The organism is Tomitella fengzijianii (genome assembly GCF_007559025.1).
Lineage (GTDB): Bacteria > Actinomycetota > Actinomycetes > Mycobacteriales > Mycobacteriaceae > Tomitella > Tomitella fengzijianii.
Window position 1 is genome coordinate 2,772,610 of sequence record NZ_CP041765.1, and the last position, 13,624, is coordinate 2,786,233.

14 protein-coding genes are annotated in these 13,624 nt (G+C 72.4%); 3 read left to right on the top strand and 11 right to left on the bottom strand.

From position 1 onward, the window contains the following. Nucleotides 1-21: 21 nt before the first annotated feature. The 3 genes from FO059_RS12645 to recO are packed head-to-tail and all read right to left on the bottom strand — an operon-like array spanning nt 22 to nt 2,133. Complete coding sequence (locus tag FO059_RS12645) at nt 22-498, bottom strand: hypothetical protein (RefSeq protein ID WP_143909265.1); 477 nt, start codon at nt 496-498, stop codon at nt 22-24. Continuing rightward, entirely contained in the window at nt 495-1,334 is an 840-nt protein-coding gene (locus FO059_RS12650) for an isoprenyl transferase (protein WP_143909267.1), read from the bottom strand. Before FO059_RS12650 ends, FO059_RS12645 begins: the two co-directional genes overlap by 4 nt. Continuing rightward, the gene (recO, locus tag FO059_RS12655) at nt 1,288-2,133 is read right to left on the bottom strand and encodes a DNA repair protein RecO (protein WP_143909269.1); all 846 of its coding nucleotides are present in this window, start codon (nt 2,131-2,133) and stop codon (nt 1,288-1,290) included. The genes FO059_RS12650 and recO overlap by 47 nt, the downstream gene beginning before the upstream one ends. A 117-nt stretch (nt 2,134-2,250) precedes the next feature. Between recO and FO059_RS12660 the strand changes: the two genes are divergently transcribed. Beyond that, nucleotides 2,251-3,699 carry an amidase gene (locus tag FO059_RS12660; RefSeq protein WP_143909271.1) on the top strand — a complete coding sequence of 483 codons (1,449 nt, stop codon included), beginning with the start codon at nt 2,251-2,253 and terminating at the stop codon, nt 3,697-3,699. Further along, on the top strand, nt 3,696-4,304 hold the full coding sequence (locus tag FO059_RS12665; protein WP_143909273.1) for a TetR/AcrR family transcriptional regulator: 609 nt from the start codon (nt 3,696-3,698) through the stop codon (nt 4,302-4,304). Before FO059_RS12660 ends, FO059_RS12665 begins: the two co-directional genes overlap by 4 nt. A gap of 21 nt (nt 4,305-4,325) precedes the next feature. Here the strand turns inward: FO059_RS12665 and era are convergent, their stop codons facing one another. From era to hrcA, 7 genes are all read right to left on the bottom strand, one after another. After that, a complete protein-coding gene (era, locus tag FO059_RS12670) occupies nt 4,326-5,270 on the bottom strand; it encodes a GTPase Era (protein ID WP_143909275.1) in 945 nt (314 codons plus the stop codon). Then, nucleotides 5,260-6,633, bottom strand: coding sequence for a hemolysin family protein (locus tag FO059_RS12675; protein WP_168226621.1), 1,374 nt, complete (start codon nt 6,631-6,633; stop codon nt 5,260-5,262). The genes era and FO059_RS12675 overlap by 11 nt, the downstream gene beginning before the upstream one ends. Before the next feature lie 2 nt (nt 6,634-6,635). Beyond that, nucleotides 6,636-7,253 carry an rRNA maturation RNase YbeY gene (gene ybeY / locus FO059_RS12680; protein WP_143910729.1) on the bottom strand — a complete coding sequence of 206 codons (618 nt, stop codon included), beginning with the start codon at nt 7,251-7,253 and terminating at the stop codon, nt 6,636-6,638. Between the two features lie 70 nt (nt 7,254-7,323). After that, nucleotides 7,324-8,334, bottom strand: coding sequence for a PhoH family protein (locus FO059_RS12685; RefSeq protein ID WP_408033850.1), 1,011 nt, complete (start codon nt 8,332-8,334; stop codon nt 7,324-7,326). A 187-nt stretch (nt 8,335-8,521) separates the two neighbouring features. Then, the gene (locus FO059_RS12690; RefSeq protein WP_143909277.1) at nt 8,522-9,295 is read right to left on the bottom strand and encodes a 16S rRNA (uracil(1498)-N(3))-methyltransferase; all 774 of its coding nucleotides are present in this window, start codon (nt 9,293-9,295) and stop codon (nt 8,522-8,524) included. A gap of 4 nt (nt 9,296-9,299) precedes the next feature. Next, complete coding sequence (gene dnaJ, locus FO059_RS12695; RefSeq protein WP_143910731.1) at nt 9,300-10,463, bottom strand: molecular chaperone DnaJ; 1,164 nt, start codon at nt 10,461-10,463, stop codon at nt 9,300-9,302. 78 nt (nt 10,464-10,541) lie between these two features. Further along, nucleotides 10,542-11,585: a heat-inducible transcriptional repressor HrcA gene (gene hrcA / locus FO059_RS12700; RefSeq protein ID WP_143909279.1), complete on the bottom strand. Its 1,044-nt coding sequence runs from the start codon at nt 11,583-11,585 to the stop codon at nt 10,542-10,544. A gap of 383 nt (nt 11,586-11,968) precedes the next feature. On the opposite strand from hrcA, the gene FO059_RS12705 reads away from it, so the two are divergent. Then, nucleotides 11,969-12,328 carry a type II toxin-antitoxin system VapB family antitoxin gene (locus FO059_RS12705; protein WP_143910732.1) on the top strand — a complete coding sequence of 120 codons (360 nt, stop codon included), beginning with the start codon at nt 11,969-11,971 and terminating at the stop codon, nt 12,326-12,328. A 47-nt stretch (nt 12,329-12,375) separates the two neighbouring features. Here the strand turns inward: FO059_RS12705 and hemW are convergent, their stop codons facing one another. Beyond that, complete coding sequence (gene hemW, locus FO059_RS12710; protein ID WP_143910733.1) at nt 12,376-13,614, bottom strand: radical SAM family heme chaperone HemW; 1,239 nt, start codon at nt 13,612-13,614, stop codon at nt 12,376-12,378. Nucleotides 13,615-13,624: the final 10 nt, after the last annotated feature.

Consider the following 13,624-nt stretch of genomic DNA (forward strand, 5'->3'; position numbering starts at 1 on the left):
CCCTGCATGTGCGGGGGCGGCCTACTCCCCCAGCGCGGCGAACACCGCGCGGGCATCCGCCGCACCGCCGAGTACCAGCAGCAGCAGCGTCCGCAGCGGCTCATCGGCCAGGCCGGACCCCGGAAACGCGTACTGCAGCACCACATCAGCGCTACCGCCGGTCCCCTGCGCCACCGCCCGGAGCGTGCCGAACTGAGTGCGTTCCCGCGCGGCGGCGAGCAGCGCACCGAGCCGGTCGTCGTCGGGCACGTCCCAGGCCACCACACAGGTCACCGAGATCATCTCCAGCCCGTCCGCGATCTGCGCCACGTGCACTGCGCACGGGGCGCCGCCGAAGTGGAAGCTCACCGAGCCGTCACCGTTCGACTGCCTCGACGGCGACTGCACCTCCGCGTCGTCCGCCACCGAGGCGAGTCCGCGCGCGACCCGCCCACGCAGGCGCGCGACCGCGTCCACGTGCGCCCCGTCGCCTTCGGGATCCCCTGGCAGGCGGCTCATTTGACGCCTCCGAACCGGCGGTCGCGCCGGGCGTACTCCAGGCAGGCCGCCCACAGGTCGCGCCTGTCGAAGTCGGGGAAGAGCGTGTCCTGGAAGACCAGCTCCGCGTAGGCGGACTGCCAGGGCAGGAAGTTGGACGTGCGCTGCTCGCCGGACGGCCGCAGGAACAGGTCGACGTCGGGCATGTCCGGCTCGTCCAGGTACCGGGCGAACGTCTTCTCCGTGACCTTCTCCGGATCGATGCGTCCGGCAGCCGCCTCGCGGGCGATGGCGCGCGCCGCGTCGGCGATCTCCGCACGCCCGCCGTAGTTGACGCACATGGTCAGGGTCATCACGGAGTTCCCCGCGGTGAGCTCCTCGGCGGCCTCGAGCTCGGTGATCACCGACTTCCACAGCTTGGGCCTGCGCCCCGCCCAGCGGACGCGCACGCCCATCTCGTTCATCTCGTCGCGGCGCCGCCGGATGACGTCCCGGTTGAAGCCCATCAGGAAGCGGACCTCCTCCGGGCTGCGCTTCCAGTTCTCCGTGGAGAAGGCGTAGGCGGACAGGTGCTGCACGCCCATCTCTATGCACCCGCACACCGTGTCCATCAGGACGGCTTCGCCGCGCTCGTGCCCGGCCGTGCGGTTCAGGCCGCGATCCTGCGCCCAGCGGCCGTTGCCGTCCATAACCAGCGCGACGTGCCGCGGCACGAGCGCTGCGGGGATGTCCGGCGGCGTCGCACCGGAGGGGTGCAGGTCCGGTGGCCGTGGCGGCGCAGCAGGGCCCGGACCTGCGGCGCGCGCCGCCTCATCGCCCGTCCGCCGCGTTCGTCGTCGCTGGATCACGCACCTCATCCTGCCCTGATACCGCGTCCGCGCGCACGCCCGCCCCACCCGGCGCCGGGTGCGGGGCGACCCGCTCGATCATCGGCAGCGTCCGCAACTGACGCTCCAGGTGCCATTGCAGATGGGCGGCCACCAGCCCGCTCGCCTGCGACCGGGCCTTCGCCGGCGCCGCCTCGGCGACCTCCCAGACCCCGCGCTCAAGCGCCAGCATGAGCTCGAGCACCCCCTCGGCGGGGGTCGCCGATCCCGGCGGCCGGCAGTGCACGCACACCGCTCCGCCCGCCGCGACGTGGAAGGCCCGGTGCGGCCCGCCCTGCCCGCACCGGGCGCACTCGGTGAGCGCGGGCGCCCACCCCGCGACGGACATCGCACGCAGCAGGTAGGAGTCGAGGATCAGCCCGGAGGGCCGGCGCGCCGATGCCAGCGCCCGCAGCGCGCCGACCGCGAGAAGGTACTGGTCGCGGGCGGGGGCATGCTCCTCCCCTGCGAGCCGCTCGGAGGTCTCGAGTACCGCCGAGGCCGTGGTGTAGAGGGAGTAGTCGGCGACGATCGGTTCCGTGAACGCGTCGAGGATCTGCACCTGGGTGACCGTGGCGAGCCCGCGCCCCGGGTTGCGCCCCGGATACAGCTGCACGTCGATGTGGCCGAACGGCTCCAGTCTGCCGCCGAACCTCGACCGCGTGCGCCGCACTCCCTTCGCCACCGCGCGCACCAGCCCGTGGTCGCGGGTGAGCAGGGTGATGATGCGGTCCGCCTCCCCCAGCTTGTGCCGGCGCAGCACCACCGCACGATCCCGGTACAACCTCACCGCTCGGCCTCCACTCGCACCATCCTAGGCGGCGGGTCCCCCGTCGGCACCACACGCACTGTTCGTTCGAACGAACAGTGCTAGCGTCGGCTGCAGACGACCATCGACGGAGGTGCCATGACCGAACAGAGCAGGGCGGCCGCGAGCCCGGCGGACCCGGCCGCCGCCCCCGCGGCGGCCACCATCGGCGACCTGCATTCGGCGCTCGCCGCCGGGTCCACCACATCCGTCGAGCTCGTCACCCGCGCGCTCGACGCGGCCGAGGCGGCACAGCCCACCCTCAACGCGTTCCGCTACTTCCGGCGCGAGCACGCCCTGGCGGAGGCGGCGGAGGCGGACGCGCGCCGCGCACGCGGCGAGGACTCCCCGCTCCTGGGCGTTCCGGTAGCGATGAAGGACGACGTCGACATCGCCGGGCTGCCCACCGCGTTCGGCTGCGACGACTCCGGCCGGGCACCCGCCGCCGCCGACTCGGAGATGGTGCGCAGGCTCAAGGGTTCCGGCGCGATCATCATCGGCAAGACCAACTCGCCGGAGCTGGGCCAATGGCCGTTCACCACCGGCCGGTTCGGGGTCACCCGCAACCCGTGGAGCCCCGACAGCACGCCCGGCGGGTCGTCCGGCGGCAGCTCCGCCGCAGTCGCCGCCGGCATCGTGCCCGCGGCCATGGGGTCCGACGGCGCCGGGTCGGTGCGCATCCCCGCCGCGTGCACCAACCTCGTGGGAATCAAGCCGCAGCGCGGGCGGATCCCCTCGTTCCCCGAGGCGGAGCAGTTCCACGGGCTCACCGTCCTGGGGCCGCTCGCGCACACCGTCGCCGACGCCGCGCTGCTGCTGGACACGCTGTCCGGCGGTCACCCGCGCGACGCGCACCGCCCGTCGCCCGTCTCCACCTCCGAGTGGGTGGGACGCGACCCGGGCCGCCTGCGCATCGGGCTGTCTTTCGACTCCCCCTTCACCGCCACCCCGGTCGCTTTGGACCCGCGAGTCGTGGCCGCGACCGAGCGGGTCGCCAACGCCCTCGTCCGGCTCGGGCACGACGTGGTGCTCGACGGCCCCCGGTACGGCGTCCTGTTGGGCCTGAACTTCCTGCCCCGCTCGATGGCGGGCCTCGAGCAGTGGAGCCGCCGGTTCCCCGACCCGTCCGTCCTCGATGCGAGGACGCTCGGCAACGCCAGGAACGGGCGCCTGCTCGGCGGCCTTCCGCTTGCCGCCGCGCGCAAGGCCGAGCCACGCATCCGCCGGCGCATCGGGAAGGTATTCGACAGGGTCGACGTGGTGCTGGCCCCCACCACCGCGACGCCGCCTTACCCCGCGGACGCCATCGACGGCCTGGGCGGCTGGGACACGGACAAGGCCATCACCGCCTTCTGCCCGATGACCTGGCCCTGGAACGTCCTCGGCTGGCCGGCGGTGAACGTGCCCGCCGGATTCACCGACGACGGGCTGCCGATGGGCGCGCAGTTGATGGGCCACACCGGCAGCGAACCCCTGCTGGTGAGCGTCGCCGCGCAGCTCGAGTCGGAGCTGCAGTGGCACCGTGCCGCCCCGGACCGCTGGTGGTGACGGGGCCCGACACCGCGGGGGCCTCCCCGGCGGGCCCCTTCCCCGCCGCGTCCGCCCGTGACCGCATCCTCGCCTCGGTGCTCGGCGTCATCGGCGTCGCGGGCATCCCCGCGGTCACCAACCGGCGGATCGCCCTGGAGGCCGGGGTCTCGCTCGGGTCGATCACGTACCACTTCGCCTCCCGCACCGACATGCTGCGCGAGGCCCTGCTGCGGTTCGTCGACGAGGAGTCCCGCCGGCTGGGGGACCTGGCGCAGACCTACGGCCGCCGATTCGCCGACGGTGCGGCGCCGGATCTCACGGAGGCGACGAAGCTGGTCTCGGAGGTCGCCGAGGGCCTGGCGTTCACCGCCGAGCAGGTCGCCTCGTTCGAGCTGTACGTGCAGGCCGGCCGCGATCCCGCGCTGCGCGACGCGGCCGCCGCGTGCTTCTCCGCGTACGACGGCCTCGCGGTGACCGTCCTGGCCGCGCTGGGCCTACCGGACCCGGAGGATCTCGCCCCCGCCGTCGTGGGCATGATCACCGGGCTGCAGCTCCGACGACTCGCCACGGGCGAGCCCGGGCGCCGGGTGGGCGAGGCGCTGATGCTGCTGCTGACGACCTGACGGCAGGCCCGGCGGGTTCAGTCAGAACCCCAGCTTGCTCAGCTGCTTGGGGTCGCGCTGCCAGTCCTTGGCCACCTTCACGTGCAGGTCCAGGTAGATCTTCGTGCCCAGGAGCGCCTCGATCTGGGCCCGGGCCGCGGTGCCCACCTCGCGCAGCCGCGCGCCGCCGCGCCCGATGACGATCCCCTTCTGGCTCTGCCGCTCCACGTACAGGATGGCGTGGACGTCGAGCAGCTCGCCCTGCTCTGGCCGGCGGCCCTCGCGGGGGATGATCTCCTCGATCGCCACCGCCAGCGAGTGCGGAAGCTCGTCGCGCACGCCCTCCAGCGCGGCCTCGCGGATGAGCTCGGCCATCAGCGTGGTCTCGGGCTCGTCGGTGAGCTCGCCGTCCGGGTAGAACGCGGGGCCGGGTTCCATGGCGCCGATGAGCACGTCGCGCAGCACCTCGAGCTGCTCGCCGGAGGACGCCGAGACGGGGACCACGTCGGCGTCGCCACCGAGCAGGTCCGAGAGCGCCACCAGCTGCGCGGCCACCCGGTCGCGCCCCACCTTGTCGATCTTCGTGACGATGCCGATGATGCGTGTGCGCGGCGCGGACGCGCGGACCTGCTCGAGGATCCACCGATCGCCGGGACCGATCTTCTCGTCCGCGGGCACGCACATCCCGATGACGTCCACCTCGGCGTAGGTCTCGTGCACCAGGTCGTTGAGCCGCTTGCCCAGCAGCGTCCGCGGCCGGTGCAGCCCGGGTGTGTCCACCAGGACCAGCTGGGCGCCTGCGGTGTTGACGATGCCGCGGATGGTGTGCCGCGTGGTCTGCGGCCGGTTCGACGTGATCGCCACCTTGGAACCGACCAGCGCGTTGGTCAGCGTCGATTTGCCGGTGTTCGGCCGTCCCACGAAGCACACGAACCCCGAGCGGAACTCCGCCGCGCCCTCGCCGTGCCGCCGATCCTTATCGCCCATCGCCTGGACCTTCCGTCATGTCTTCGGATTCGGGACGGCCGTGGCCGCCGTCTTTCTGGTGGTCCCCGCCGACGTGCTCGGCGGGGACGGAGTCGGGGTCGCGCGCGGCCAGCACGGTGCTGATCCGGATGCGACCGCGCGGATTGGTGCCGCCCTCCCCCGTCAGGATCAGCCCGCCGGTGCGCACCGTGGAACCCGGCAGCGGGACGCGTCCCAGGGCATGCGCCAGCAACCCCCCGGCCGTGTCCACCTCCGGATCCTCCAAGTCGACGCCGAACAGCTCGCCCAGGTCGTCCAACGGCAGCCGGGCCGACACCCGGAACCGCCCGTCGTCCAGCTCCGCCACCGGCGGCGTCTCCGCCTGGTCGTACTCGTCCGCGATCTCGCCGACGATCTCCTCGAGCACGTCCTCGATGGTGACGAGCCCGGAGATCCCGCCGTACTCGTCGACCAGCATCGTCATGTGGTTGCGGCTGCGCTGCATGTCGTCCAGCAGTCCGTCGAGCCGCTTGGAGTCCGGAGCGAAGACCGCGGGGCGCATCAGCTCGCCCACGGTGACGCTCCGCCCGCCGTCCACGGAATAGTAGGTGCGGGTGACGAGGTCCTTGAGGTAGACGACACCCAGCACGTCGTCGGCGCTGTCGCCGATCACCGGGATCCGCGAGTGCCCGCTGCGCACTGCCAGCGAGGTCGCCTGCCCCGCCGACTTGAACCGCTCTATCCACACCATGTCCGTGCGCGGGACCATGACCTCCCGCGCCGGGGTGTCGCCCAGGTCGAAGACCGACTGGATCATCCGGCGCTCCTCGTCCGCCACCACGCCGCGCTCCTGGGCCATGTCCACCAGCTCACGCAACTCGATCTCGGTGGCGAACGGCCCCTGCCGGAAGCCGCCGCCCGGCGTGATGGCATTGCCGAGCACGATCAGCAGCCGGCTGATCGGGTGCAGCAGCGTGCCCAGCCACTGCAGCGGAAGCGACGATGCGAGCGCGATGGAGTAGGCGTGCTGCCGCCCCAGGGTGCGCGGCCCCGCGCCGATCACGACGTAGCTGAGCACGACCATGACCGCGGCGGCCGTCACCAGCGCCCACAACTGCGACATGGCGTCGATCAACACCGCGGCGAGCATGACCGTGGCCGCGATCTCGCAGACGATGCGCAGCAGCACCAGCAGGTTGATGTAGCGGGGGCGGACGGCCACGACCCGCTGCAGCCGCGCCGCGCCGGGCCGCTCGTCTTTGACGAGCTCGTCCAGGCGCGCCGGGGAGATGGACATGATCGCGGCGTCGAGCGCGGTGAACACGCCTCCCAGCGGGATGAGCGCGACGATGCAGACGAGGAGGACGATGATGTCGGCGTCCACCGTCAGGCCCGGCCCCGCGCCCCGGCTCCGCCGGTCGCGTCCCCGCCCTCAGGCCCGTCGCCGGTCGCCGAGCCGCTGTCGGCCTCCTCGGCGGCCAGGAAGCCCATGCGCCCCAGCAGCCGGCTGTCCCGTTCGGCGAGGGCGACCCGCCGGGCGGAGTCCTCCTGCTCCCGGTACCAGCCGTTCAGGAGCTCGGCCTGCAGCGCGAACATCTCGCGCTCCTCCTCCGGCTCCGCGTGGTCGTAGCCCAGCAGGTGCAGTACCCCGTGCACGGTCAGCAACGCCAACTCGTGCTCCACGGGATGACCGGCCTCACGCGCCTGGCCGTCGGCGAACTCCGGACACAGCACGATGTCGCCCAGCACCGCGGGCCCGGGCTCGGTGGCGTCGGGCCGGCCGCCCGGGGTCATCTCGTCCATGGGGAACGACATGACGTCGGTGGGCCCGGGCAGGTCCATCCACCGCACGTGCAGGTCGGCCATCGTGGCGATGTCCACCATCGTCATCGACAGCTCCGCGGCAGGGTGCACGTCCATGCGCGCGAGCGCATACCCGGCCACGTCGATCAGACCGGCCTCGTCGACGTCCCAGCCGGACTCGTTGGCCACCTCGATGCTCACCGTCGGGAACTCACTTCCACCGTCCACCTGTCGCTGCTCGTCCTCCGGCGCGCGTCCGTCCACGCGTGCCTCATCGCCGCGGCGAGGCGTGGCGCCCCTGGCCTGCCCGCCGCTGTGCCCTGTTGCCCGCGAAGTCGGCGGTGGCCGACTCGTCGTTCTCGAAGCGTTCGTACGCGTCGACGATGTCCGACACCAAGCGATGACGCACCACGTCCTGGCTGGTCAATTGGGTGAAGTGGATGTCGTCGATGCCGCCGAGGATCTGCTCGGCGGCCCGCAGCCCGGAGCGAGCCCCGCCGGGCAGGTCCACCTGCGTCACGTCACCGGTCACCACCACCTTGGAGCCGAAGCCCAGGCGGGTCAGGAACATCTTCATCTGCTCGGCGGTGGTGTTCTGGGCCTCGTCGAGGATGATGAAGGCGTCGTTGAGCGTGCGACCGCGCATGTAGGCCAGCGGCGCCACCTCGATGATCCCGGCCTCCATGAGCTTGGGGATCGCCTCCGGCGCCATCATGTCGTGCAGCGCGTCGTACAGCGGCCGCAGGTACGGGTCGATCTTCTCGTTGAGCGTCCCCGGAAGGAACCCCAGCCGTTCGCCGGCCTCCACGGCCGGCCGCGTCAGGATGATGCGGTTGACCTGCTTGGACTGCAGCGCGCTGACCGCCTTCGCCATCGCCAGGTACGTCTTGCCGGTACCCGCCGGGCCGATGCCGAAGACGATGGTGTTCGCGTCGATCGCATCGACATAGCGCTTCTGCCCCAGCGTCTTGGGGCGGATCGTCTTGCCGCGCCGCGAGAGGATGTCGAGACTGAGGACCTCCGCCGGCGACTCCGGGGCGCCCTCCGAGAGCATGCCGACCGTCCGCCGCACCGTCTCCGGCGTGATCTGCTGCCCCGAGCGGCTGATGCGCACCAGCTCCGAGATCGCCCGCTGCCCGAGCGCCACCGCGTCGTCGGTCCCGGTCAACGTGATGTCCGTGCCGCGAACATGGACGTCCGCCGCCAGCCCTTCCTCGAGGACCCGCAGATTGCGGTCGGCAGTGCCCAGCAGCGGACGGATGGAATCCGGATGCACCGTCACCGTGGTTCGCACCGTGTCCGAAGCGGCCGGTCGTGCTGTCACAGGATTGCTCTTGTCGGTCACGGGGTTGATGCGTCCTGCTTTCGATCGAAAGGGTGTCGGGGCCGGAGTGCCGGGACCGGGGTATTCGAGCTTGGGCCGTCAAGCTGGAGTCGGGCGGCACCGCTGCCACTCCCAGTCTACCGCCTCAATCGCCGGATTCGAGAGGAGAGCCGTCCCACCTGTGAGTGAGAACGCCAATCGCCCCCAACGCCACCGCCGCCGCCGCGGAGGTCCGCAACACCTCCGGGCCCAGCCGGACCGGCTGCGCGCCCGCCTCGGTGAGGGCCGCGATCTCCGCGCCATCCACCCCGCCCTCGGGGCCGACGATCAGCGTCACGTCGCCCGCTGCCGCGATCGCCTCCCCCGGCAGAGTGCCGGTGGCCGACTCGTGCAGCACCATCACCAGTCCGCCGGCGGCGGTGGCGTCCCGCACCCGGCGCACGAGCGCAGGAGTGTCGTGCAGAGGCTCGACGTCGGGCAGGCGCGGCCGGCGGGCCTGCTTGGCCGCTGCCCTGGCCGTCGTCGCCCACTTGGCCAGCGCCTTGCGTTCCTTGTCCTCCGACTTCCACCGGGCCACGCACCGCGCGGCGGCCCACGGCACGATCGCGTCCGCCCCCGCCTCCGTGGCCAGGTCGACGGCGAGCTCCGCGCGCTCGGACTTGGGCAGCGCCTGCACCACCGTCACACGGGGGTATGCCGGCTCGACGGTGCGCGCGCGTTCGCAACGCAGATCGAGGGCATCCCGGGACGCCCCGTCCACCACGCACTGTGCGACCGTGCCCCGGGTGTCCGACAGCAGCAGCCTGTCCCCGGGGCCGAAGCGCCGCACCGTCGCCGCGTGCCGCCCCTCCGGACCGTCGAGCGTCAGCCGGCCGCCCTCGGCGGGCAGGCTGTCGACGTAGAAGACGGCGCCCGCCACCGGATCAGCGGCCTGAGAACACGTCGCGGAGCCGGGAGAACAGGCCCGCGCCGTTCTGGCTGCGGGAGCTGACGATCTCCGGCCCGTCGGCCCCGACCGCCTCGCGGAACGCCGCGAGGGCCTCCGTCTGCTTGCCGTCCAAGTGCGACGGCACGACGACCTCCAGATGCACGACCAGGTCACCGCGCTGGTTCGAGCGCAGCCGCGGCATGCCCAGCCCCTGCATGCGGACGGTCTGCCCCGGCTGCGTCCCCGCCGCGATGTCCATCTCCACGGGACCGTCGATCAACGTCTCGAGCTGCATCGTGGTGCCCAGCGCCGCGTCGGCCATGGGCACGCGCACCGTGCAATGCAGGTGCTCGTCCTCGCGGACGAAGACGTCGTGCGGCTTCTCGTCGACCTCCACGTAGAGGTCGCCCGCCGGGCCGCCGCCCGGGCCCACCTCGCCCTGGGCGGCCAGCCGGATGCGCATGCCGTCGCCCACGCCCGCCGGCACTTTGATGGTGATCTCGCGCCGCGTGCGGACGCGCCCGTCGCCACTGCACTTGCGGCACGGGTCGGCGATGATCTCGCCGACTCCGCGGCAGCTGGGGCACGTGCGCATCGTCACCATCTGGCCCAGGAACGAGCGCTGCACGGACTGCACCTGCCCCGCCCCGCCGCATGTGCCGCAGCGGGTGGGCTTGCTGTCGCCGTTGGTGCCCTTGCCGCTGCACACGTCGCACAGCACCGCGGTGTCCACGGTGATCTCGCGGGTGAGCCCGGTGGCGCACTCCTCCAAGGTCAGCGACATGTTCAGCAGCGCGTCCGAACCGGGCTGGACACGGCTGCGCGGCCCCTGCCCGCCGCCGCCCGCGGCTCCGCCGAAGAACGCCTCGAACACGTCGCCGAGGCCGCCGCCGCCGAAGCCGCCGAAACCGCCGCCGCCGCCGAAGCCGCCCGCGCCCGCGGACTCCATCGGATCGCCGCCCATGTCGACGATGCGCCGCTTCTCGGGGTCGGTGAGGACCTCGTAGGCCGCGGTCACCTCGCGGAACCGCGCCTGCGCGGCCTCGTCGGGGTTGACGTCCGGGTGCAGTTCGCGCGCGAGCTTGCGGTAGGCCCGCTTGAGCTCCTGGTCGCTCGCGTTCTTGTCCACGCCCAGAATCGCGTAGTAGTCCCGTGCCACGTCCAGTCCAGTCCTCACCTGATCGAAACTCTTGTCATGCGCCGGCCCGCACCGGCCGGCCCGCCGCGGGGCCGCCCGTCACCGTCCGGCGATGGCCTCGCCCACATACCTGGCGACCGCGGCCACCGCAGCCATTGTCCCCGGATAGTCCATACGGGTGGGACCCAGGACCCCCATTCCGCCGAACGTCGTGCCTGCGGCGCCGTATCCGGTGGTCACGACGGAGGTGCCGCGGATCTCCTCGACGTTGGTCTCTTCGCCGATCCGCACCAGCACCCGCCCGTTGTCATGCGCTGATTCCAACAAGCGCAGCATGACCACTTGTTCCTCGAGCGCCTCGAGCACCGACCGCAGCGACCCCGGGAACCCCGCCCCCGGGGCGAAATCCTGCACGTTGCGCGTGAGGTTGGCGGTGCCCCCGAGCAGCAGCCGCTCCTGCGGGTCGTCCACGAGGGTCTCGATGAGGATCGTCGCGACGCGCAGCACGGCGTTGCGCAGGTGCGTGGGCGCCGTGTCCGGCAGCTCCGCCACCGCGGTGGACGCGTCGGTGAGCTTCTTGTCCGCCAACGCGCCCACGAACATGTCGCGTAGCGCCGCGAGGTCGTCGTCGGTGATGACGTCGCCGAGCTCGACGATGCGCTGGTCCACCCGCCCCGAGTCGGTGATCAGCACCAGAAGCAACCGCGCGGGGGTCAGCTGCACAACCTCCAGGTGCCGCACCGACGAGGCGTTGAGCGTGGGGTACTGGACGACGGCCACCTGATGCGTCAGCTGCGCCAGCAACCGCACGGCCCGGCGCAGGACGTCGTCCAGGTCCACCGCTCCGTCCAGGAACTGCGCGATGCCGCGGCGCTCGGCCTGCGACAGCGGCTTGATCGACGAAAGCCTGTCCACGAACTGGCGGTATCCCTTGTCCGTGGGCACCCGCCCCGAGCTCGTGTGCGGTTGGGTGATGTACCCCTCAGCCTCCAGAACCGCCATGTCGTTGCGCACCGTCGCGCTGGACACGCCGAGATTGTGGCGGTCCACCAGGGCCTTCGAGCCCACCGGTTCCTGGGTGGACACGAAGTCCGCGACGATCGCCCGCAGGACCTCGAACCGCCGATCCTCGGTGCTCGACACCGGACTTCCACCTCCTGGCTGCAACAGTGCAGAATGTTCCATCGCGTACGCGGGCGGGCGCCGCACTCGGACTGCGCACCGGGACCTCACACTCGGGACCTCACACTCGGGACGGCGCGGGGTCGCGTGCCGCACCGCCAGTCTAGTCGGACGGGGTCGGCCGGCGGCCGGGCCGGAGGGCGTACCGCCGTCCGCCGGCCGCCCGCCTCCGTACGCAGGCCCTGTGCATCGAGATCTTTTCGTGACTATCCTGCGACATGGCTGTTGCATACTCGACGGGGCTCTCGGCGCCCGCAGGACGGGGAGGACGGGACAACCGGCACGAGCAGACACGGTCCGCGAAGACGACCAGCTCTGCGAAGACGACCAGCGAGGACGGTGCGATGATCTTCAAGGGAGTCCGGGAGGGCAAGCCCTACCCCGAGCACGGCATGTCCACACGCGACTGGTCCAAGATCCCGCCCCGCCAAGTCCGCCTGGACGAACTTGTCACCGTCACCACCGTGCTGGCGCTGGACAGGCTGCTGTCCGAGGACTCGACCTTCTACGGCGATCTGTTCCCGCACGTGATCCAGTGGAAGGGGACGCTGTACCTGGAGGACGGCCTGCACCGCGCGGTGCGCTCCGCGCTGCGCGGCCGGCCCGTGCTCCACGCGCGGCTGTTCGATTACGACCAGCTCGCGCCCGCGCCCGCCCAGCACGGCGGGACGCCGCGGTTCGCCCTCGAGGACCTGGCCGAGTAGCCGGACCGCCTCGCCCTCCGGCCCGCCCGCGGCGGGGAGTCCACGGCTCACTCCAGGATGTCGCGCACCACGGCATCGGCGAGCAGGCGACCGCGGTCGGTGAGCACCAGCCGGTCGCCGGTCAGGACTGCCAGCCCGTCCCCCGCCGCCCGCTCCGCCGCCGTCCGCTCGGGCCCGGTGAGCTCCGCCAGCGGTAGCCCCGAAGCCAGCCTGATCGTCAGCAGCACCCGCTCCACGTGGCGGTCGTGCGCGTCCAGCACCTCTGTGCCCGCCACCGGCAACACCTGCTCCGCGAGCGCCGCCGAGTACGAGGCGGGATGCTTGACGTTCCACCAGCGCACCCCGCCGATGTGGCTGTGCGCGCCGGGGCCGGCCCCCCACCAGTCGCCGCCGTCCCAGTAGCCGATGTTGTGGCGGCACTCGCCGCCGGGCCGCGCCCAGTTCGACACCTCGTACCAATCCAGACCGGCGCCCCGCAGCCGCCGGTCCACCATCTCGTAGCGCGCCGCCAGCACGTCGTCGTCCGGCTCCGGCAGCTCGCCCCGCCGGACCTTGCGCGCCATCGCGGTGCCCTCCTCGACGATCAGCGAGTACGCCGAGACGTGGTCCACGCCCGCATCCAGCACGGCGTCGAGGGAGGCGGCGAGGTCCTCGTCGCGCTCGCCCGGGGTGCCGTAGATCAGGTCCAGGTTCACGTGCTCGAAGCCCGCGGCGAACGCCTCGCGGGCGGCGTCGACGGGGCGCCCCGGGGTGTGCACCCTGTCGAGCGTGGCCAGCACGTGCCGGGCCGCCGACTGCATGCCCATGGAGATGCGCGTGTAGCCGCCCGCGCGCAGCCGCTCGAAGAACCGTGGGGAGGTGGACTCCGGGTTCGACTCCGTGGTCACCTCGGCGCCCGGGGCCAGACCGAAGGTGTCGCGCACCACGCCGAGGACCTCGACGAGGCGGTCCGCCCCCAGCAGCGACGGGGTGCCGCCGCCGATGAACACCGTCTGCGCGGCGGGCGCGTCCACCCCGCGCCGCGCAAGCAGCTCGACCGCCGCGTGCATCTCCTTGCGGTACGCCTCCGCCCAGGACTCCGGCGATGCGGAGGTGCCGAGCTCGCCGGGGGTGTAGGTGTTGAAATCGCAGTAACCGCAGCGCGTCGCGCAGAACGGCACGTGGATGTACACGCCGAACGGGCGCCCCTCGCCCCAGCCGGCACCCGGCCGTGCCGGATCCGGTAGCGCCGGATCCGGTAGTGCGGAGTCCGGCAGCTCCAGCGGCACGGTCCGCGCGCGCCTCATGCTCGTGTCC